17 protein-coding genes and 1 tRNA gene are annotated in these 19,875 nt (G+C 69.1%); 13 read left to right on the top strand and 5 right to left on the bottom strand.

Features of this window, described 5'->3' with window-relative positions; genetic code table 11:
• Window positions 1-56 precede the first annotated feature (56 nt).
• A complete protein-coding gene (locus NMN56_RS15245) occupies window positions 57-779 on the bottom strand; it encodes a maleate cis-trans isomerase family protein (RefSeq protein WP_274043791.1) in 723 nt (240 codons plus the stop codon).
• A 123-nt stretch (window positions 780-902) separates the two neighbouring features.
• On the bottom strand, window positions 903-1,877 hold the full coding sequence (locus NMN56_RS15240; RefSeq protein WP_274043790.1) for a maleate cis-trans isomerase family protein: 975 nt from the start codon (window positions 1,875-1,877) through the stop codon (window positions 903-905).
• A 245-nt stretch (window positions 1,878-2,122) separates the two neighbouring features.
• Here NMN56_RS15240 and NMN56_RS15235 point away from each other — a divergent pair, with 245 nt between their 5' ends.
• Entirely contained in the window at window positions 2,123-3,106 is a 984-nt protein-coding gene (locus tag NMN56_RS15235) for a D-2-hydroxyacid dehydrogenase (RefSeq protein WP_274043789.1), read from the top strand.
• 58 nt (window positions 3,107-3,164) lie between these two features.
• Complete coding sequence (locus tag NMN56_RS15230) at window positions 3,165-4,604, top strand: amidase (protein ID WP_274043788.1); 1,440 nt, start codon at window positions 3,165-3,167, stop codon at window positions 4,602-4,604.
• A gap of 174 nt (window positions 4,605-4,778) precedes the next feature.
• Here the strand turns inward: NMN56_RS15230 and NMN56_RS15225 are convergent, their stop codons facing one another.
• Window positions 4,779-5,300, bottom strand: coding sequence for a DUF3830 family protein (locus NMN56_RS15225; RefSeq protein ID WP_274043787.1), 522 nt, complete (start codon window positions 5,298-5,300; stop codon window positions 4,779-4,781).
• 126 nt (window positions 5,301-5,426) lie between these two features.
• On the opposite strand from NMN56_RS15225, the gene ehuB reads away from it, so the two are divergent.
• The 6 genes from ehuB to NMN56_RS15195 all read left to right on the top strand — a co-directional run bounded on the left by ehuB (window position 5,427) and on the right by NMN56_RS15195 (window position 9,743).
• Entirely contained in the window at window positions 5,427-6,353 is a 927-nt protein-coding gene (ehuB, locus tag NMN56_RS15220; protein ID WP_274043786.1) for an ectoine/hydroxyectoine ABC transporter substrate-binding protein EhuB, read from the top strand.
• On the top strand, window positions 6,350-7,093 hold the full coding sequence (gene ehuC / locus NMN56_RS15215) for an ectoine/hydroxyectoine ABC transporter permease subunit EhuC (RefSeq protein ID WP_274043785.1): 744 nt from the start codon (window positions 6,350-6,352) through the stop codon (window positions 7,091-7,093). Before ehuB ends, ehuC begins: the two co-directional genes overlap by 4 nt.
• Window positions 7,090-7,740 (top strand): ectoine/hydroxyectoine ABC transporter permease subunit EhuD, encoded by a 651-nt coding sequence (ehuD, locus tag NMN56_RS15210; RefSeq protein ID WP_274043784.1) that lies wholly within the window; start codon window positions 7,090-7,092, stop codon window positions 7,738-7,740. The genes ehuC and ehuD overlap by 4 nt, the downstream gene beginning before the upstream one ends.
• Complete coding sequence (gene ehuA / locus NMN56_RS15205; protein ID WP_274043783.1) at window positions 7,730-8,560, top strand: ectoine/hydroxyectoine ABC transporter ATP-binding protein EhuA; 831 nt, start codon at window positions 7,730-7,732, stop codon at window positions 8,558-8,560. The genes ehuD and ehuA overlap by 11 nt, the downstream gene beginning before the upstream one ends.
• A 216-nt stretch (window positions 8,561-8,776) precedes the next feature.
• A complete protein-coding gene (locus tag NMN56_RS15200; protein WP_274043782.1) occupies window positions 8,777-9,571 on the top strand; it encodes an IclR family transcriptional regulator in 795 nt (264 codons plus the stop codon).
• Between the two features lie 98 nt (window positions 9,572-9,669).
• Window positions 9,670-9,743 (top strand) — tRNA-Lys (locus tag NMN56_RS15195).
• Between the two features lie 141 nt (window positions 9,744-9,884).
• On the opposite strand, the gene NMN56_RS15190 is transcribed toward NMN56_RS15195, so the two are convergent.
• Entirely contained in the window at window positions 9,885-11,597 is a 1,713-nt protein-coding gene (locus NMN56_RS15190; RefSeq protein WP_274043781.1) for an AMP-binding protein, read from the bottom strand.
• Window positions 11,598-11,623: 26 nt separating this feature from the next.
• Window positions 11,624-12,634, bottom strand: a complete 1,011-nt coding sequence (locus tag NMN56_RS15185) for an ABC-2 transporter permease (RefSeq protein WP_274043780.1) — start codon at window positions 12,632-12,634, stop codon at window positions 11,624-11,626.
• 215 nt (window positions 12,635-12,849) lie between these two features.
• On the opposite strand from NMN56_RS15185, the gene NMN56_RS15180 reads away from it, so the two are divergent.
• The 5 genes from NMN56_RS15180 to glxA all read left to right on the top strand — a co-directional run bounded on the left by NMN56_RS15180 (window position 12,850) and on the right by glxA (window position 19,872).
• Complete coding sequence (locus tag NMN56_RS15180) at window positions 12,850-13,443, top strand: lytic polysaccharide monooxygenase auxiliary activity family 9 protein (protein ID WP_274043779.1); 594 nt, start codon at window positions 12,850-12,852, stop codon at window positions 13,441-13,443.
• Window positions 13,444-13,640: 197 nt separating this feature from the next.
• Complete coding sequence (locus NMN56_RS15175) at window positions 13,641-14,750, top strand: winged helix DNA-binding domain-containing protein (protein WP_274043778.1); 1,110 nt, start codon at window positions 13,641-13,643, stop codon at window positions 14,748-14,750.
• Window positions 14,751-14,759: 9 nt separating this feature from the next.
• Window positions 14,760-15,545, top strand: a complete 786-nt coding sequence (locus NMN56_RS15170; protein ID WP_274043777.1) for a FadR/GntR family transcriptional regulator — start codon at window positions 14,760-14,762, stop codon at window positions 15,543-15,545.
• Window positions 15,546-15,859: 314 nt separating this feature from the next.
• The gene (locus NMN56_RS15165; protein WP_274043776.1) at window positions 15,860-17,872 is read left to right on the top strand and encodes a glycosyltransferase family 2 protein; all 2,013 of its coding nucleotides are present in this window, start codon (window positions 15,860-15,862) and stop codon (window positions 17,870-17,872) included.
• Window positions 17,869-19,872 (top strand): radical copper oxidase GlxA, encoded by a 2,004-nt coding sequence (gene glxA, locus NMN56_RS15160; RefSeq protein WP_274043775.1) that lies wholly within the window; start codon window positions 17,869-17,871, stop codon window positions 19,870-19,872. The genes NMN56_RS15165 and glxA overlap by 4 nt, the downstream gene beginning before the upstream one ends.
• Window positions 19,873-19,875 lie beyond the last annotated feature (3 nt).

Raw genomic sequence — 19,875 nt, 5'->3', positions numbered from 1 at the left:
GCCTACGGCAAGGAACAACGCGGGCGGTCCGCCGTTTCTTCCAGCGGGTGCCCGGCTCAGGTGAACAGGGCGCCCAGCTCGGGGCAGCGCACGGAGAGGTCGAGGAGCCGCAGCCCCTCCTTCACGGTGACCTGGTTCGCGGTGAGAACGGGCTTGCCCAGCGCCGCCTCCAGCGCGGGGAGGTAGGCCGCGGTGTGCAGGGCCGTGTCGGGCAGCAGCACGGCCTGCGCCTCGGGGTGGTCGCCCCCGCGCGCCAGCGCGAGGACCTCGTCCTCGCCCCACGTACCGACCTCGGCCGCCGTGATGATGCCACTGCCCCGCATGGCGACGACCTCGGCGCCCGCCGCCTTGAGGAAGCCGGTGAACAGCTCGGCGACGTCCTCGGGATACGTCGCCGCGACGCTGACCCGTTCGACGCCCAGGTCCCGCACGGCCCGCGCGAAGGCGAAGGACGTGCTGGAGGCGGGCAGCCCCGCCGTGGCGGACAGCTCGCGCACCTGTGCCTGCGCGCCCTCCCAGCCGAAGACGAAGCTGGCGCTGGTGCAGGCCCACACGACGGCCTGGATGCCGTGGCCCTTGGCCTCCTCCACCTTCGCGGCGAGCCGCGCTGCCGAGCCCATCTCCAGGAGGGCGTCGACGCGGTGGGCGTCCTCGCCGATGTCGGTGTGCACGAGGGGGAGCCGTACGTCGGCGCCCGCTTGCGCGAGGATCCGCTCCAGGCGGGGATAGTCGTCCTCGGCCGAGTACCCCGGGTAGAGGAATCCCACCGCGTGTGCCATCTACGCCTCCTGTGGTGCGTCGGTCCGTGGCGTGGTGCATGTGCTGCATGTGGTGCGTGCGAGGTCGTGCGCGCAGGACCGTACGAGAGGGCTCGTACGGGGAACGCGTACGGAGCGCGGGGCTCAGACGGGGGGCTGCGCTCCGCCGCCCCACTCATCGGTGTGCCCTGACTGCGGGAATCCGAGGTCGGTGGCCTCCATCGGGTCGGAGGACTCGGTGCCGGCCCCGGCGAAAGCGGCTTCCGGCTCATGGTGTCCGTGGCCGTGGTGACCGTGGCCCTGGAGGGTGTCGGCGGGATCGTCGAGGCCGTCGGCGTCGTGGAGGGCCGGCGGTGAGGGCGTCATGGCCGCGGGGCCGCGCCGCGCCACGGGGTCGAGGAGCGCCTGGTACGGGCCGACCGCCTCTTTGCCGATCCCGCGCAGCGCCGACCACATGGTGACCTGGTTGGCGGAGAGTACGGGCATGCGCAGTTCGGCTTCGAGCTGCGGGATCACGTCGTAGGTGGGGAGGTTGGTGCAGGAGATGAACAGCGCGTCGGGCGCGTCCACCACCGCTTCCCTGGCCATGTCCACGACGTCGCGGTAGGGCACCCGCCAGATCTCACGGGTGAGGCCGAGGTAGCTGCGTCCCGTGATGGCGATGCCCGCCTCGTCGAGGTACTCCTCCAGCGAGTCGGTCACCGACTTGGTGTACGGGGTGACGATCGCGATGCGCCGTGCGTCGATCTCCAGGAGCGCTTCGAGCAGCGCTCCCGAAGTGGTCAGGGACGGGACTTCGCCGGCCTGGGTCATGGCAGCGGCCATGGCCCGCTCGCCCGCGGTGCCGCCGACGAAACTGCCGGACGTACAGGCGTAGGCCACCACTTCGGGGGCCACGGCGCACAGGGCCCGTACGGCTTCGCGCAGTGTCTCGTGCTCACTGACGAGCCGTGCGAGGTCGAGGCTGACCTCGACGGGTACGAACGGGGTACGTGTGAGGTGCAGGGACACATCGTCCGGCACCCAGCGCCACAGCTCGCGGTCGAGCGCGAAGTCGAAGGGCGCGACGATTCCCACGCCGCGTTGCGGCGTCGGTCCGCCGAGGAAGGAGACGTCCATTTTCGGGCCCCAAAAGAACGGAGGGGTGGCTCATGGCCAGAAGGCCCCTGAGTCAGAGGGAAGTGAGAGGAATAGCAAAGCCGGTCTGAAGCCGGGACGCCGGTACGCCGAGGGTAGAGCCTTTGTTGACGAAGGTAGTTTCTGCTCCCTACCGTGGTCAATCCTCCCATCTGAGGGATCCGCCCGTCTTCCTCGGGTCACCCGTACAGCCAACCGTCCCGACGTTGCGAAACGGTTTCCTGCCTATGTCCGAAACATGCCTGCTTGTGCTCGACGACGAGCCGCTGCCGCGGCTCGACCGGCTGGCGGGGCGCGCTCGCGTGGTGCACGTCGACGAGAAGAGGCTCGCTGATCAACTTCCCCACGCCGACGTACTGTTGGTCTGGGACTTCCTGTCCGACGCGGTGCGCGATGCGTGGCCTGGCGAGGGCCCGAGGCCGCGCTGGGTGCACACCCCGAGCGCCGGAGTGGACCGGTTGCTTCCGGAACTCGCCGACGGCCGGGGAACGGTCATCACGAATGCGCGAGGCATCTTTGACCGGCCCATTGCCGAATACGTCCTTGGCCTTGTCCTAGCCATGGCCAAGGATTTCCGTGGCACTTGGGAATTGCAACGACAACGAAGGTGGCGGCACCGCGAGACATTCCGCTTGAGCGGAACTCGCGCGACGGTCGTAGGGTCCGGTCCAATCGGCCGGGAAATCGGTCGCTCACTCATGGCACTGGGTGTCAAGGTGGACCTCGTCGGACGGACTCCGCGAAACAGCGACGCGGAATTCGGCCGGGTTCATGGAACCGGCGCGATGCGCACTCTGCTCGGCCAGGCTGACTGGGTCATCTGCGTCGCTCCGCTCACCGAGGAATCGAAGGGGATGTTCGACGCGGGCACCTTCGCGCTCATGAAGCCCGAGGCCCATTTTCTCAATGTCGGCCGCGGTCAGCACGTCGTCGAGGACGACCTCGTGGACGCGCTGCTGCGGCACCGCATCAAGGGCGCGGCGCTGGACGTCTTCGGCGAGGAACCGCTGCCCGCCGACAGCGGGCTGTGGGACGTGCCTGGCCTGCTCATCTCCCCGCACATGAGCGGCGACACGGTCGGCTGGCGCGACGACCTCTCCGAACAGTTCCTGGACAATTTCGACCGCTGGGAGGCGGGCGAGCCCCTGCTCAACGTCGTGGACACGGAGCTGGGCTACGTGCCGACGAAGCCGGAGAGCCCGGCACCCTGACCCCGGCCCCTCCGGTCCTTCCCGGACGCAGTCCGGACTCTCCTCGGGAGGTTTCGTCATGTCCGATCTCACCGCACTCACCGCGACCCAGCTCGTCGCCGGCTACGAGACAGGGGCCTTCACACCGCTGGACGTCACCCATGCCGCGCTGGAACAGGCGGTCGAGGCGCAGGAGCGGGTCAACGCTTTCGTCCGTATCGACGCCGAGTCCGCGCTGCGGGGCGCGGAAGCAGCGACGGAACGCTGGCGCCGCGGCGAGCCGGCCGGGCCCGTCGACGGGGTGCCCGTGACCGTGAAGGACATCCTGCTCCAGCGCGGCGAACCGACCCTCAGGGGCTCGTGGTCGGTGGAGACCGAGGGCCCGTGGGACGAGGACGCACCCGCCGTCGGGCGGCTGCGCGAGAGCGGCGCCGTCTTCCTCGGCAAGACGACGACCCCCGAGTTCGGCTGGAAAGGCGTCACCGACAGCCCCAGGCACGGGGTCACGGGCAACCCGTACGCGCCCTCGCGTACGGCCGGCGGCTCCAGCGGGGGCAGCGCGGCGGCCGTCGCCATGGGCGCCGGGCCGCTGTCGCTCGGCACGGACGGCGGCGGCTCGGTCCGTATCCCCGCCTCCTTCTGCGGGATCTTCGCGATGAAGCCGACGTACGGGCGCGTGCCGATCTACCCGGCCAGCGCCTTCGGGACGCTGGCGCACGTCGGGCCGATGACGCGGGACGCGGAGGACGCGGCGCTGCTCATGGATGTCATCACGGGACCCGACGCACGCGACTGGTCCCAACTCGGGCCCGTCACGCACAGCTTCCGCGGCGCGCTCGCGGCCGGAGCCGAGGGCGTGCGGGGCCTGCGGATCGCCTACTCGCCCGACTTCGGCGGCCGGGTCGCCGTCGAACCCGGGGTCGCCTCCGCCGTACGGAGCGCTGTGGCGCTCCTGGAGGAGCTGGGCGCGCACGTGGAGGAGGCCGACCCCGGGTTCGAGGACCCGATCGAGGCGTTCCACACCCTCTGGTTCAGCGGCGCCGCACGCGTGGCGCAGAGCTTCGGCCCCGAGACGCGCGCGCGTCTGGATCCCGGGCTGCGGGAGGTGTGCGAGGAGGGGGCGCAGCGCAGCGCGCTGGACTATCTCGCCGCCGTCGACGTACGGATGGCGCTGGGGAAGTCGATGGGGGTCTTCTTGAGCGGCGGCGAGGGAAGCAGCAAGCACAGCCACTCGGCCTACGATCTGCTGGTGACGCCCACCATGCCGATCACCGCCTTCTCGGCGGGGGTTGAGGTGCCCGAGGGCTCAGGGCTGACGCGGTGGACCGAGTGGACGCCGTTCTCCTACCCCTTCAACCTGACGCAGCAGCCCGCCGCATCGGTCCCCTGCGGGGTGGACGCGGACGGGCTGCCGGTAGGCGTGCAACTGGTGGGCCCCCGCCACGCGGACGCCCTGGTACTCGCGGCCTCCCACGCCCTGTACGAGGCCAGCCTGGCCATCCAGCCACCGCCCGGCTGACGGGGCTCCACGTCCCCCGCTCTCCCGGTCCCGGGTGCCGGACGGGCTGGCTCTTCAGCCCGTCCGGCACGTGAGGACGAGCGCGGGCGCGAGCGCGGGCGGCATACCGGGACGGCGGGGCAGCCAAAACAGCGCCCGGCCACGGGCCACACGCCCGGCCGCCGTCGAAGGCGGCTACGCGCGCCGGAAGTTCAGGGTCTCCCCCAACGCGCCGGCCCGCCACAGGTCCTGGCACGCCTCCGCCATCTCGTCGAGGCCCTCGACGATCGAGCCCCAGACGATCCCGGGCACCCATCCCGCGTCACCGTTGATCAGCAGATTGTTCCGCTCGTAGAAGAGCGCGAGGTCGACCACGGTGGCGCGCTGCGCGTGCGCCGCCTCGGCGCCGCGCTGTTCGGCCGCGGCCTCGTAGCCGTAGGAGGACGTACTCAACTGGGTGTCGGAGAAGGTGAAATAGCAGAGGTCACCGGGAATGGGCGTGATGGTGGGATTTTCCAGGGGGGGCTCCTGGGGCGCAAAGGGCGGAATGAGGGCGTAGATCTCGTTGCGCGCATACTTCGCGTGATACACATCGCCGCCCAGCGGCAGTGCGTCCCACACGGCCGCACAGGTGATCGGTGCGCGGTCGTCGAGCAGCTTTGCCGTGCAGCTCACCCCCCGCTTGTCCAACGAGACTTCAATGAAACGATCAGTCATCGTGCCTCCGCACCGCGGTTGGTCATTTCCGTGTCAATGGTGGCGCAAGCGTCAGGTTCGACGCGACCCCATCAAGGGCTGGAAACGGTCCGCATATCTCGTGCGAGCTTGGGTAGCCGCGCGCCCATGGCTCCACCACAAAGGAACAACACCGGAAGTGCCGGAAGACGTTTCAGCCGACGCACGTTGCTCGCGGGCGCGGCGTCTTTGGGCGCGGTGAGTGCACTCGGGGCGACGACCGCATGCAGCCGGGTGTCCAGTGCGGGCACCGGAGACGGGGGCGATCTGCTGGAACGGCTGAAGGCTCAGGGCACCGTGCGCCTGGGTCTCGCCGGTGAACAGCCCTACAGCTATATCGACAAGAACGGCGAACTGACGGGCAGTAGCCCCGCTATCGCACGCATCATCTTCAAACGGCTGGGTGTGCCCAAGGTCCAGCCGTTCCCGACCGAGTTCAACTCGTTGATCGCGGGCCTGAATTCGATGCAGTTCGACGTCGTTGCGGCGGGAATGTACATCGACCCCGACCGGTGCAAGCAGGTGCTCTTCGCCGATCCCGAGTACCAGATGCCGGACGCCTTTATCGTGCGTAAGGGAAACCCCAAGAACCTTCGCTCATACGCGGACATCAAGAAGGCCGGGGCCAAGATGGCAACGGGTACCGGATATGCCGAGATCGGGTATGCCGAGGAGGAGGGCATCAAGGAGAAGGACATGCTGCTCCTGCCCGACCAGTTGGCCGGTCTGCTCGCCGTTGAGCAGGGCAGGGCCGATGTCTTCGCCGGTACGGCCGTCACCGTGCGCAATGTCGTCAAGCAGACGAAGAGCACGAGGGCCGAGGCCACCGAGAACGTCATCCCGAAGCTGGACGGCAAGCCGGAACTGGGTACGGGAGCCTTCGCCTTCCGTAAGGACGAGGAAAACCTGCGCGACGCCTTCAACCGCGAACTGCGGAAGATGAAGAAGAGCGGTGAGCTTCTCCGCGTCATGAAGCCCTACGGGTTCCTGGAGGCGGAGATGACAACCCTGACCGCGAAGGAGCGCTGCAAATGACGGACCTCACAGCTGGTTTGTGGGAGCTCCTTCTCCAGGGCCTCTGGGTCACGGTGCAACTCACGGTCTACAGCGCGGCGCTGGGCGCCTTTGTCGCCTTCGTGGTGGGCGTCGCGAGGACCAATCGCCTGTGGATCGTGCGGTTCGTCTCCGGCCTCTACATGGAGATTTTCCGGGGCACCTCAGCCCTGGTCCTGATGTTCTGGATGTTCTTCGTGCTTCCGGTCGCGTTCGGCTGGCAGCTCGTACCGCTCTGGGCAGCCGTGCTGGCGCTCGGCCTGTCCTACGGCGCGTACGGCTCCGAGATCGTGCGGGGAGCCATCGCGGCCGTCGCCCCGGCCCAGCACGAGGCGGGCATCGCGCTCAGCTTCTCGCCCTGGCAGCGGCTGACCAAGATCACGCTGCCGCAGGCGTGGCCCGAGATGATCCCTCCGGCCAACAACCTGCTCATCGAGCTGCTCAAGGGGACGGCGCTGGTGTCCGTACTGGGCGTCGGCGACATCACCTTCGGGGCCTCGCTGGTGCGCAACGCGCTCGGCGACAGCGCCCCCGTCTACACGATCATCCTGGTCATGTACTTCGTCCTGGCCTTCCTGCTCACGCGCGGCATGCGCGCGCTGGAGCGGCAGGCGAAGGCGGGTATAGGCCAGACTCCCGAGAAGGGCGCGGGCGTGCGCGGCAAGCTCAGTATCCGACGGCAGGACGCCATCTCGCGTAGCAGCGCCGGAGGTGGCGCATGACGTGGGACTGGTCCGCCGTCGGCGACTTCATGCCGCGCTTCTGGGACGGCGTGCTCGTCACGCTCCAGGCGCTGGTACTCGGCTCGCTGATCGCCTTCGCACTCGGCCTGGTGTGGGCGCTGGCGCAGCGCTCGACGCTCAGGGTGGTGCGCTGGCCGGTCACGGCCGTCACCGAGTTCATCCGTAACACCCCGCTGCTGGTGCAGCTGTTCTTCCTGTACTTCGTGCTGCCGGAGTGGAACATCACCTTCTCCGCGCTCACCACCGGCATCGTCGGCCTGGGTCTGCATTACTCGACGTACACGGCCGAGGTCTACCGCGCCGGTATCGACGGCGTTCCCGAGGGCCAGTGGGAGGCGTGCACCGCGCTCAGCCTGCCGCGCACCCGCGTCTGGGGCGCCGTGATCCTGCCGCAGGCCATCCGCCGCGTCGTGCCCGCACTGGGCAACTACGTCATCGCGATGCTGAAGGACTCGCCGATGATCGCCACCATCGGCGCGCTCGAACTGCTGGGACAGGCACGGCAGTTCAGCGCCGTCACCTTCCAGCCGACCGAGCCGATCACGGTGATCGGTGTCGCCTTCATCCTCATCGCCTACCCGGCATCCCTGCTGATGCGAGCCCTGGAGCGTCGTCTTGTCCGCTGAGACCCCGAACACCCCCGGTACGACCACGAACGAGGCCGGCAACCCGGCCGTCGACGGCAGCGAACTGATCAAGTTCGACAACGTCACCAAGCGGTTCGGCAGCAACGTGGTGCTCGACAACCTCTGCTTCGACGTGGCGTCGGGCAAGCATGTGACCCTCATCGGCCCCTCGGGCTCCGGCAAGACCACGATTCTGCGGCTGCTGATGACGCTGGTGAAGCCGGACGAGGGCACCATCAAGGTCGCGGGCGACTACCTCACGCACGAGGACAGGGGCGGCAAGCTCGTCCCGGCGAGCGAGAGGTACAGCCGCGAGGTCCGCAAGAACATCGGCATGGTCTTCCAGCAGTTCAACCTCTTCCCCAACATGAAGGTGCTGCGGAACATCACCGAGGCACCCGTGCACGTGCTGGGACTCCAGAAGGACGAGGCGGAGCAGCGCGCCCGTGAGCTGCTGGAACTGGTGGGCCTGACCGAGCACATCGACAAGTACCCCAGCCAGCTCTCCGGCGGCCAGCAGCAGCGTGTCGCCATCGCCCGCGCGCTGGCGATGCGCCCGCAGGTGCTGCTCCTGGACGAGGTCACCTCGGCGCTCGACCCTGAGCTGGTGGCCGGAGTGCTGGACGTCCTGCGCGACATCGCCCACACCACGGACATCACCATGCTCTGTGTCACGCACGAGATGAACTTCGCGCGGGACATCTCCGACGACGTGCTGATGTTCGACGCGGGCCGGGTCATCGAGTCAGGGGCGCCGGAGAAGATCTTCAGCGACCCCGAGCACGAGCGCACCAGGGAATTCCTGAGCGCCGTGCTCTGAGAGTGCCGCACGGACACCCCGCACCCGCGAGCCCGCGCCACCCGGCGCGGGCTCGCGCGCATTCCGCGTACGCGCGCACGCGGCATATGCCGATAGCAGCAACAACGCCTTTCCGGTGGGTCGTTGACCGCTATCGTGAAGACGTACTGCCGTGACGCACGGAAGTGGTCAGGGCACTGGCACAGAGCAAACGGTCACAACCTCCAGGGGGACACCGTGGCGCTACTCCAACCACCATCCGGGGGCCAGCCTCCGGAGCCCAGGCGGGAGCCGACGGCGCCGTTCCACTCGGTGCAGTACGCGCTGCGCGTCCTGGAGTCGGTCGCCCGGCACAGGGACGGCGTCTCGGAGGAGGTCATCGCGCGCGAGACGGAGCTGCCGCCCGGACATCTGGCCCACCTGCTGCGGATGCTGCGCGGCGAGGCGTATCTGGAGCAGTTGGACGACGGTTCGTTCGTCGTGGGCGAGTCGCTGGTGCTCCTCGGCTCCGGCGTCGACCGGGCACGCGCCCTGCGCGAGCAGCTCCAGCGGACGCTGACGGACCTGCGGGACACGCTGGGCGCGGCGATCTACTTCAGCAGGTACCACGACGGAGAGCTGGAGACGACGCAGGTCGCGGACGGTCCGCAGACCCCCGCCGTCAACCAGTGGGTGGACTTCAGGTCGGCCGTGCACGCGACGGCGATCGGCAAGTGCCTGCTCAGCCAGCTCGACCACGACGGCCGCAAGGACCATCTCTCGCGCCACAAGACGGCCCGGCTCACCTCGCGCACGATCACCGACGAGCGGCTGCTGCTCAACGCGCTCGACCGCCAGCCGCCGACCGTGCCCATGCTGGATCTGCAGGAGTACGCGGTGGGCACGGTCTGCGCCGCGGTGCCTGTGACGGCAGGTTCGTCGGTGAGCTGCCTGGCGCTGTCACTCCCCGTGGCGCAGGCACACCGGCTGCGCAGGGCCGCCGAGACCCTCAGCAGGCGGGCGGCGCCCGTGATGCTGTCCCTGTCGCTCTGAGCAGCTCCGTGCACGGCTGCCCGGCCCGGCAGCAGGTGGGAAGCACCCTCGGAGAGGGGGTAGTATTTCTCCCCGTCGGCCGGAAGACGGCACGACAGGCGCCGTTAGCTCAGTTGGTTAGAGCAGCTGACTCTTAATCAGCGGGTCCGGGGTTCGAGTCCCTGACGGCGTACCTCACAGACCGTGGCCCTCCGGAGAAATCCGGAGGGCCACGGTCTTTCTGTGTACGGAGCCCGACGCGTGTCCGCACCCCGTCCGTCCGCACCCCGTCGCCGCACCCCGGCCGTCCGCACCCCGGTGTCCGAGCCCGTCCTCAGCGTCCGAGCAGGTCCTCGCGGCCGTGTGCGCGGTAGCCGGCGAGGAGTCCGGCGATGTCGTCAGCGGTCAGGCGCCGGTAGGTGCCGCCGGCGCGTGCCTCGCCCTCGTAGGGCGTCCACCACACGGGTTCGTCGCAGCGGAATCCGGTACGGCGCAGCGCAGCGCGCTCGATCTTGTTGGTGGCGGTGACCGGCATCCGCTCCAGTACGCGCACGAAACGGGGCGCGGCCTTGGTGGACAGATCGGGCTGCGCGGCGAGGAAGGCCGCGAACCCGCCCGGATCGAAGGGGCGCTCAAGGGCGAGCGCCGCCATGACCTGATCGCCGGAGACGGGGTCGGGCACGGCGTAGACGGCGGCCGAGGTGACGCCGGGACAGCGGGCGAGGATGTTCTCGATGACGGCGGCGGCGAGGTTCTCGCTGTCCACCCGCAGCCGGTCCTCCGCGCGCCCCGCGAAGTGGAACCAGCCGTCCTCGTCCCGGAAGAAGAGATCACCGGTCCAGTACCAGCCGTCGCGGGTACGGTCGGCGTCCGCCGCCTCGTTCTTCCAGTAGCCCTCGAAGAGTGAGGTGCCCCGGTTGACGAGTTCGCCGATGGCCTCGGCGCCGTTGCGCAGCCGCCCGTCGGGGCCGAGGCGGGCGCGCGGGCGTTCCTCGCCCGTGGCGGGATCGACCACCGCGAGGTCGGTGCCGGGCGCGGGGCGGCCGACGGCGCCGCGCGGGGCGCCCTCGGAGTGCTGGAGTGCGGCGCCGCCCTCGGAGGAGCCGTACCCCTCGACGAGCCGTACACCGAAGCGGGCCGAGAAGCGGGCCGCGTCCACGGGCCCGGCCTCGGTACCGAAGCCGAGGCGCAGCGGGTTGTCGGTGTCGTCCGGCTGTTCGGGGGTGGCCAGGAGGTACTGCACGGCGCGGCCTACGTAGGTGAAGTATGTGGCGCCGTAGGCACGCACGTCGTCCAGGAAGCGGGTCGCCGAGAACCGGCGGGCCAGCGCGACCCCCGCACCGCCCGCGAGCGCGGGTGCCCATCCGGCGATCACGGCGTTGCCGTGGAAGAGCGGCATGCACAGGTAGTGGACGTCCTCGCGGCGCACGCCGAACTGGCGGGCCAGCGCGTGTCCCGCCGCGGCGAGGCGACCCTGGGTGACGACGACGGCCTTGGGTGCTCCCGTCGATCCCGAGGTGAAGGTGAGCAGCATCCGGCGGTCGGGCGCCGGGGTGCGCACGGTCGATTCGCCGGGCTTGGCACCCTCGTAGGGGCGCAGCAGCGCGGCGTAGCCGGGGTCGTCGGTGACAAGGGTGCGCGGCAGTGCGAGGCCCTCTTCCTCCAGGGCGCGCAGAAGGGGGAGGTGGGCTGTCTCGGTGACGAGGAGGGCGCACTCGGTGTGGGTGAGGTCGCGGGCGAGTTCGGCGCCGCGCCTGGTGGGGTTGAGGCCGACAGCCGTGGCTCCCGCGAGTGCGGTGGCGGCGAGCCAGAGCGGGTATTCGGGGGTGTTGTCGAGGAGCAGGCCGACGTGGGGTTCGGCGCCGGAGGGCAGCAGTTCGGTGAGCAGCGCCGCACGTGCGGCTGCCGCGGCGGCCGTGGCGTGGTGGGTGAGGTGCAGGTCGGTGGAGCGGAGCCCGCCGGGGCTGTGGTCGTCCCATTGGGCCCGTACGAGTTCGGCGAGGGTGTGCGCGGTCCCGGAGCTTCCAGGGTGTCCCGAAGCGCTCATGGCCGGGCACCATAGCTGACGTGGCGTCAGATCGGGAGGGCCAGTCCGGGTTCCCTGCGCCGGATGGAGCCCAGGAGCAGCAGCACCACCCCCGCAACGGCCCAGGCGGCGAGCACGACGAGCGGGGTGGCCAGCGCGTTGCCCGAGAAGTAGACGATGTTGCGTACGGCCGTCGTACCGGCTCCCGTCGGGATCCAGTCGCCGATGGCACGCCAGAACGGCGGGATCATGTACCGCTGGAAGGCGCCGCCCGCGCTGGGATTGCCGAGCACCACGAAGACGACGACGGCCAGGCCGATACCGACGACGCCGAAGAACGCCTGGAGCGCCATGGTGAAGGCAGCCGTGCCGAACACGAGCAGCGCGCCCAGCCACCACAGCGCGGCGAAGTGCCCCGGCAGCGCGTGCAGCGCCGGGTCCACGATGATCGCGCCGCCCAGTCCGGACAGCACGGAGTAGACGGCGACGCCCGCGAGCCGCAGCACCGCGTGTCCCGGCCGCGAGGGGCGGGTGCCGTCGGTGATGCCCAGCAGCGAGGCCATCAAATAGCCGCCGACGAGCCAGCCGACGATGAGGTAGAAGGCGGTGAGGCTGTTGAAGTCCTCGTCGCCCGACGAGGCGATGTCCTCCACCTTCGCCTGGCGCCCCTCCTGCGCCGCCGCCTTCTCGCCGGTTTTGCGTACGGCGTCGGCCTGCGAACCGCCGCCCCCCGAGGCGACGAGGACGGTGTCCTGTTTGCCGCGCGGGTCCATCAGATAGGCACCCTCGGCGTCGCGCTCCATGATGCGGTCGCGGGCGGCCTTCTCGTTCTTGACGACGGTGGTCTCGATGGGGCGTCCGGGAAGCGCGTCGAGCTTGTCGGCCGCCTGTTCCGGCGCGACGACGGCGACGGGGATGCGCTGGGGGTCGGGGTGGTGGAAGGCGCCGATGTAGGAGAGCAGGAAGCCGAGTTGGACGCAGAGCACGCCGACGACGAGTACGACGGCGCCGGGGGTGAGGGTGCCGCGGACTCCGGCGTCGGGGGTGGAGTTGTGCATGATCCCAATCCCTTGGTGGTGATTCCCGTATGTATCCCTTATGGATGATTTTTTCCATCCATACCCCATCGCCCCGTTTATCCACGGCAGCGGAGACCCCGGGAATCAGAAGTTCCCCTTGCATTGGTCTGGACATGACGTCCGCGCCCTCAGTAGATTCCTGCATGGTCTAGACCGCAGCACTCCGCACCCCCCACGATCCACCAGGAGCAAGCATGCGCAAGAAGATCGCCGCAGCCGTCGTCGGACTCGGCCTCGGCGGGGCGGCCATGCTGTTCACCGGCGGCTCCGCACAGGGCCACGGTTACAGCCAGGACCCCACGAGCCGTCAGGCGCACTGCGCCAACGGCGACGTGGCGGACTGCGGGCCCATCCAGCACGAGCCGCAGAGCGTCGAGGGCCCCAAGGGCTTCCCCGGGGCCGGGCCGAAGGACGGCGCCATCTGCTCGGGCGGCAACGAGGGCTTCAAGCAGCTCGACGACCCGCGCGGTGGCGAGTGGCCGACGACCAAGCTCCAGGCGGGACAGAACTTCACGTTCAAGTGGAATCTGACCGCCATGCACTCCACCACGGACTTCAGCTACTACATCACCAAGGACGGCTGGGACCCGAGCAAGCCGCTCACCCGCGCCGACCTGGAGTCCAAGCCCTTCCTGACCGTGCCCATGAACGGCGAGCAGCCGCCCGCCGAGTGGACCGCCGACGGCAAGCTGCCCGAGGGCAAGTCCGGCAAGCACGTGATCCTGGGCGTGTGGACGATCGCGGACACGGCCAACGCCTTCTACTCCTGCGCCGACGTCGAGTTCTGACCGTTCCGTACTGTTAGGGCCCTTCCGCGCGGGCAGCGCCCTCGCACGGGCAGACCTTCCCGCACAGGCGGGACCGAGGCGCCACCCCCCACACCGTCGAGGGCCGGACCGCACACGGGGTCCGGCCCTCGCACGTGCCACGCGCGCACCGCGCGGGACCCTCGCGCGGTGCGCGTGATTGGGCGAGACTCATGGCCATGCTGCCCGCACCCCTGACCCCCAGGGCTCTCGGCCGCGCGTTCCTCGCGCGCCAACTCCTCGCCGAGCGCGCCCGGACGACCCCGCTGGAAGCAGTCGAGCACCTGGTCGGCCTCCAGGCCCAGGCGCCCAGGCCGCCCTACTTCGGCCTGTGGACGCGGGTCGCCGGGTTCGACGCCGGGGAGCTGTCCACGCTGCTCCAGGAACGCCGCGTGGTCCGGATCTGCGTCATGCGCGGCACCGTCCACCTCGTCAGCGACCGCGACGCCGTCCAGCTCTACCCCCTCACCCGGAGCGCGCACGAGCGTGCCTTCGCCTCGGGGCACGGCAAGCGGCTCGGCGGCGCCGACCCCGCCGCGGTCGTCGAGGCGGCGCGCGAGCTGCTGAAGGAGGGGCCCATGGCCGCTGCCGACTTCGGACCGTCCCTGCACCGGCGCTGGCCCGAGGCGGAGGAGCGTTCGCTGGGCATGGCGGCGCGCTACCTGCTGCCCCTCGTCCAGCTGCCGCCGCGCGGGCTGTGGGGCCGCTCGGGCCGGCCCGTCCTCGCCACCGTCGAGTCCTGGCTGGACCGGCCGCTGGCGGTGGAACCGTCGCTGGAGACGATGGTGCTGCGGTACATGGGCGCCTTCGGGCCCGCCTCCGTACGCGATGTGCAGACCTGGTCGGGGCTGACCCGGCTCGGCGAGGTCGTCGAACGGCTGCGGCCACAGCTGCGGGTCTTCACCGACGAGGCGGGACGCGAGCTGTTCGACCTGCCGGACGCGCCCCGTCCCGACCCCGAACTCCCGCTGCCCGTGCGCTTCCTGGCGGAGTACGACAACGCGATCCTCTCGCACGCCGACCGCACCCGGATCATGGACGAGGAGGTGCGCCGCGCCCTGGCCGGCAAGAACGGGCAGGTGCCCGGGACCTTCCTGGTGGACGGCAGGGTGCACGGCACATGGAAGGCCGAAACCGGGCAGAAGTCGGCCACGCTCACCCTCACCTGTTTCGGCGCGCTCTCCGGCGAGGACCGGGACGCGCTGGAGAAGGAGGGGCAGGCGCTGCTGGCGTTCGCCACGGACGGGGCGCCGGGGCCGCACCGGATCGTCTTCACCACGGCGGCATGAGGGGGCAGGGTGCGCGCACAGGGCAGGTCGCGGGAGATCCAGGAACAGATCAAGAAGCTGATCATCGACAGAAGGCTGCCGTCCGGAGCGCCGCTTCCCACGGAGACCGAGCTGATGGAACTCCTGGAGGTGAGCCGTAACTCGGTAAGGGAAGCGCTCAAGGCGCTCCAGGCGATGGGCATCGTGGAGATCAGGCACGGCTTCGGTACCTATGTCGGCGCGATGTCGATGGCGCCGATGACCGAGGGCCTCTCCTTCCGTACGGTCGCCGGGCACTACCGGGGCGAGGACAGCCTGCTGCAGCTCCTGGAGCTGCGGGAGGCGGTCGAGACCGGGCTGATGGCGCGGCTCGTCACCGAGGGAGCCGGCAAGGCGGCCGGGTCCCGCACGGGCTCCGGGGCACTGGAGGAACTGGTCGCGCGGATGGGCGAAGAGGCGCGGGCAGGCGGCGTACGGGCCGAGACCGACCGCGCCTTCCACTCCGCGCTCTACGGCGGACTGGGCAACTCTCTGCTGAGCGAGGTGCTGGACGCCTTCTGGGACGCCTTCCACCGGGTGCGCACGGATCTGGCCGAGCTGCCGCAGGACCCGATGGTGACCTGGCGGCAGCATGCGGAGATCCTCGCTGCCGTGCGGGCCGGCGACGCGGGCCGCGCGGAGCGGGCCGTACGCGACCACTTCGGGCACATCAGGGAACGGCTGCGTTCCGCCACGGCCGAAGCATGCGCGAACAGGCCACAGTTCGATGACTCATCTGTCACATCCGTCACGGCCATATCACCACAACCCAGGTAAACAGCTCCTAATCCGTCTTGCGATCACGCGGGGAGTCGGGGAACCTAACGTGGGGTCACTGTTCTACGGAACCGTTTGCGAATCGGGGAACTCTGCTCAGACGCCCAGGTGAGGGCCGTGTGAGAGAAGTTCGCGCCAGGTGTCGCGGGGGGCACGGCAGCGTGAGGAACACGTGACCGCCATCATGGAACCGTAAGTCGGCTCGTCTCAGTCTCAGGACTCGGCGGCCGAAGCATGCCGCGCCCGAGTCGAGGGGGCCAAGGACGCGGGTCAGCACAAGTCACGCAGTTCGCTGCGTGCGGGGGGATGGACTCATGACGTCGACGCCGCCGACCGGCGCCGGGCAGCAGCAGCCACAACCGCAGCCGGGCCAGGATCCGACGCAGACGACGCAGCTCCGGATCCCTCAGCGTCAGCACAGGCAGCGCGGTACGTCGGGCCGGGGCACACGCTGGACCCGTAAGGCGCTGCCCCGTTACGACTACGAGCACTACAGCCGACTGGCGGGGCCGCTCTCCCAGCCCGACCCGAACAAGCCCTACCGCGTCACCTACCGCAGTCTGCTGGCGGACGAACCGCACCGAATACGCGCGGCCTTCCTGCTCTGTCTCGCACCGCTGCTCTCCGCCGGGCTGCTCGTGTGGCTGATGCAGCCGAACCACTGGACCAAGCGCGACTCGGGCGAGGTCTCCGACCTCGTGCTCAAGCTCGACATCGTCATGCTGGTCGCGATCGGCCTGATCGAGCTGTTCCGTACGCTGAACGTCATCTCCAACTCGCACGCGACCCTGGTCGCGCGCGACCCGATACCCGTGGTGCCCGAGACCGGCACCCGCGTCGCCTTCCTCACCTCGTTCGTGCCCGGCAAGGAGCCGATCGAGATGGTCACCAAGACCCTGGAAGCGGCCGTGAAGATCCGGCATCGCGGCACCATGCACGTCTGGCTGCTGGACGAGGGCGACGACCCGGATGTGAAGGCCGTCTGCGAACGCCTCGGCGTGTACCACTTCTCCCGCAAGGGCGTGGCGAAGTGGAACACCTCCAAGGGTGCCTTCCGCGCCAAGACCAAGCACGGCAACTACAACGCCTGGCTCGACGCGCACGGCGACAACTACGACTACTTCGCCGGCGTCGACACCGACCATGTGCCGCTCCCCAACTACCTGGAGCGCATGCTCGGTTACTTCCGCGACCCGGACGTGGGCTTCGTCATCGGCCCCCAGGTCTACGGCAACTACGACAACTTCGTCACCAAGGCGGCCGAGAGCCAGCAGTTCCTGTTCCACGCGCTCATCCAGCGCGCGGGCAACCGGTACGACGCGCCGATGTTCGTCGGCACCAGCAACGCCGTACGCATCAAGGCCATCAAGGCCATCGGCGGCCTCTACGACTCCATCACGGAGGACATGGCCACCGGCTTCGAGATGCACCGCCACAAGAACCCCGCCACAGGCAACAAGTGGCGCTCGGTCTACACGCCCGACGTGCTGGCGGTCGGCGAGGGCCCCAACGCCTGGACGGACTTCTTCACCCAGCAGCTCCGCTGGTCGCGCGGCACCTACGAGACGATCCTCAAGCAGTTCTGGCGCGGCATCGGAACGATGCCCCTGCCGAAGCTCTTCAACTACACGATGCTGATGATCTTCTACCCGATCTCGGCACTGAACTGGATCCTCGCCGCGCTCTCCTGTGCCCTCTTCCTCGGCATGGGCGCCTCCGGTGTCCAGATCGACCCCACCATCTGGATGGCGCTCTACGGCAACGCCACCGCGCTCCAGATCGGCCTCTACATCTGGAACCGGCGCCACAACGTCTCCCCCCACGAGCCCGAGGGCTCCGGCGGTCTCGCCGGAATGCTCATGTCCGCACTCTCGGCTCCGATCTACGCCCGTTCCCTGTTCGACACCGTGCTGCGACGCAAGAGCAAGTTCGTGGTCACGCCGAAGGGCGACTCGTCGAGCCCGGACACTCTCTTCGGCACCTTCCGGGTGCACCTGTTCTTCATCCTGATCTTCGGCGGCTCGCTCGTGGGCTCGCTCTACCTGGGCCATGACCATCCGGCGATGCTCACCTGGGCCACGCTCGCGATGCTCATCACCGCGGCGCCGATCATCGGATGGCGCGTGACCGTGCGCGCCACGAAGAAGAAGAACCGCCAGCAGCAGAGGAAACACCGGCAGGGTCCCGATCAGGATTCCCCGGAGCCGGGCCAGGGCGGCGGCGGGCAGCCCCCGCTCCCGGGCGGCTCCCTGCCCGAGCAGCGCCCCAGCTGGGCCGCCTCGCCTGACGAGACCATGCAGATCGCCCTTGGGGGACGGAAAGAATGAGTTACCGACCGAGCCGCCGGGCCAGGCGAATAGCCATCGGCACGGCGGTCGTGCTCGTGATCGCCGGGTTCAACGGGCCCGCGCTGTACGGCTTCGCTTCGGAGAAGTACCACAACTACAAGATCAATCAGCCCGAGTACAAGGCGGAGAAGGGCCACTGGCAGGTCGTCGACATCCCGTCGAAGTACCGCATCAACACCATTCACGCGGCGCTCCTGCACACCGGCAAGGTGCTGCTGGTGGCGGGCTCGGGCAACGACGCGAAGAACTTCAAGGCGAAGAGCTTCCGCACGGTCCTGTGGGACCCGGTGAAGAACTCGTTCAAGAACATCCCGACCCCCAACGACCTGTTCTGCTCCGGGCACAACCAGCTCCCGGACGGCAAGCTGCTGGTCGCGGGCGGCACCCAGCGCTACGAGACGCTCCAGGGTGACGTGAAGAAGGCCGGCGGGCTGATGTTCGTCTACAACGAGAACCCGGACAAGGCCAAGACGATCAAGAAGGGCACCCGGTTCACGGGGAAGACGAACGGCAAGACGTTCATCGCCCAGAACAACGTGATCGTCAAGAAGGCCAAGAAGATCGTGGACCCCGCCACGGGCCAGGTGAAGACCACCCCCAGCCTGGGCCGCGTCTACGCCGAAGCGGCCAAGAAGGGCAAGAAGCACCAGACGGGCTCGGAGGACAAGTACCAGGTGAGCGGCCTGGTCGGCGCCGAGAAGAAGAACATCTACGGCATCGCCCAGAAGATGTCCTTCGACAAGAAGGACTTCCAGGGCATCAAGGACGCCTACGAGTTCGACCCGGTCGCCGAGCGCTACATCACCGTCGACCCGATGAACGAGGCCCGCTGGTATCCCACGCAGGTCACGCTCCAGGACGGCAGGGTGCTCACCGTCTCCGGGCTCGACGACATCGGCCAGGTCGTCCCGGGCAAGAACGAGATCTACAACCCGGACACCAAGAAGTGGAACTACCTTCCCAAGTCCCGCTTCTTCCCGACGTACCCGGGGCTGCACCTCATCGGGAACAACCGCATCTTCTACAGCGGCACCACCGCCGGATACGGCCCCGCGACCAAGGGCCGCGTGCCGGGCGTCTGGGACCTGGAGACCAACAAGTTCAGCAAGATCCCGGGCATGAGCGACCCGGACACCCTGGAAACCTCGATGTCGGTGCCGCTGCCGCCCACGCAGTCGCGCAAGTTCATGGTCGAGGGCGGCGGCGGGGTCGGCGAGTCCCCCAAGAGCACGGACAAGACCCGCATCGTGGACCTCAAGTCGGACAGCCCCCGCTTCCAGGACGGCCCCAAGCTCTACGACAAGGTCCGCTACCCCAGCAGCGTGATCCTGCCGAACGACACCGTGCTGACCACCAACGGCTCCGGCCAGTACCGCGGCAAGAGCGACAGCAACATCCTCAAGGCCGGGATCTACGACCCGAAGAAGAACACCTTCAACGAAGCGGCCGAGCCGCTGGTGGGCCGTAACTACCACTCCGGCGGGCTGCTGCTGCCCGACGGCCGCGTGGTCACCTTCGGTTCGGACTCGCTCTACGCCGACAAGGCCAACACCAAGCCGGGCGAGTTCGACCAGCGCATCGAGATCTACACGCCGCCGTACCTGAACAAGGGCAAGAAGCAGCCCGATCTCCAGGACGTCGGCAAGAGCCGCAAGACCCTGTCCCTGGGCGACAAGGTCTCCTTCAAGAGCAAGGACGCCGCACGGCTGAAGAAGCTGCGGCTGGTGCGCCCCAGCTCCTTCACCCACGTCACCAACGTCGAGCAGTCGTCCGTGGCGCTGAAGATGCGGAAGTCGGCGGACGGCACCGTGAACACCTCCATCCCCGACGACCCCTCGCTGGTCACCCCGGGCTGGTGGATGGTCTACGGCGTCGACAAGGACGGCGTCCCCTCCAAGGCCAAGTGGGTCAAGGTCAACGTCGACCCCACGGCCCCGCACACCAGCATCACCACGAGCGAGCCCAAGCCGGCTCCCTGACCC

It is taken from the genome of Streptomyces iconiensis (assembly GCF_028657195.3).
In the GTDB taxonomy this organism is placed as follows: Bacteria; Actinomycetota; Actinomycetes; order Streptomycetales; family Streptomycetaceae; genus Streptomyces; species Streptomyces iconiensis.
Note: the sequence above shows the minus strand (reverse complement) of the source record. Positions and strands in the feature narration are given on the sequence as shown.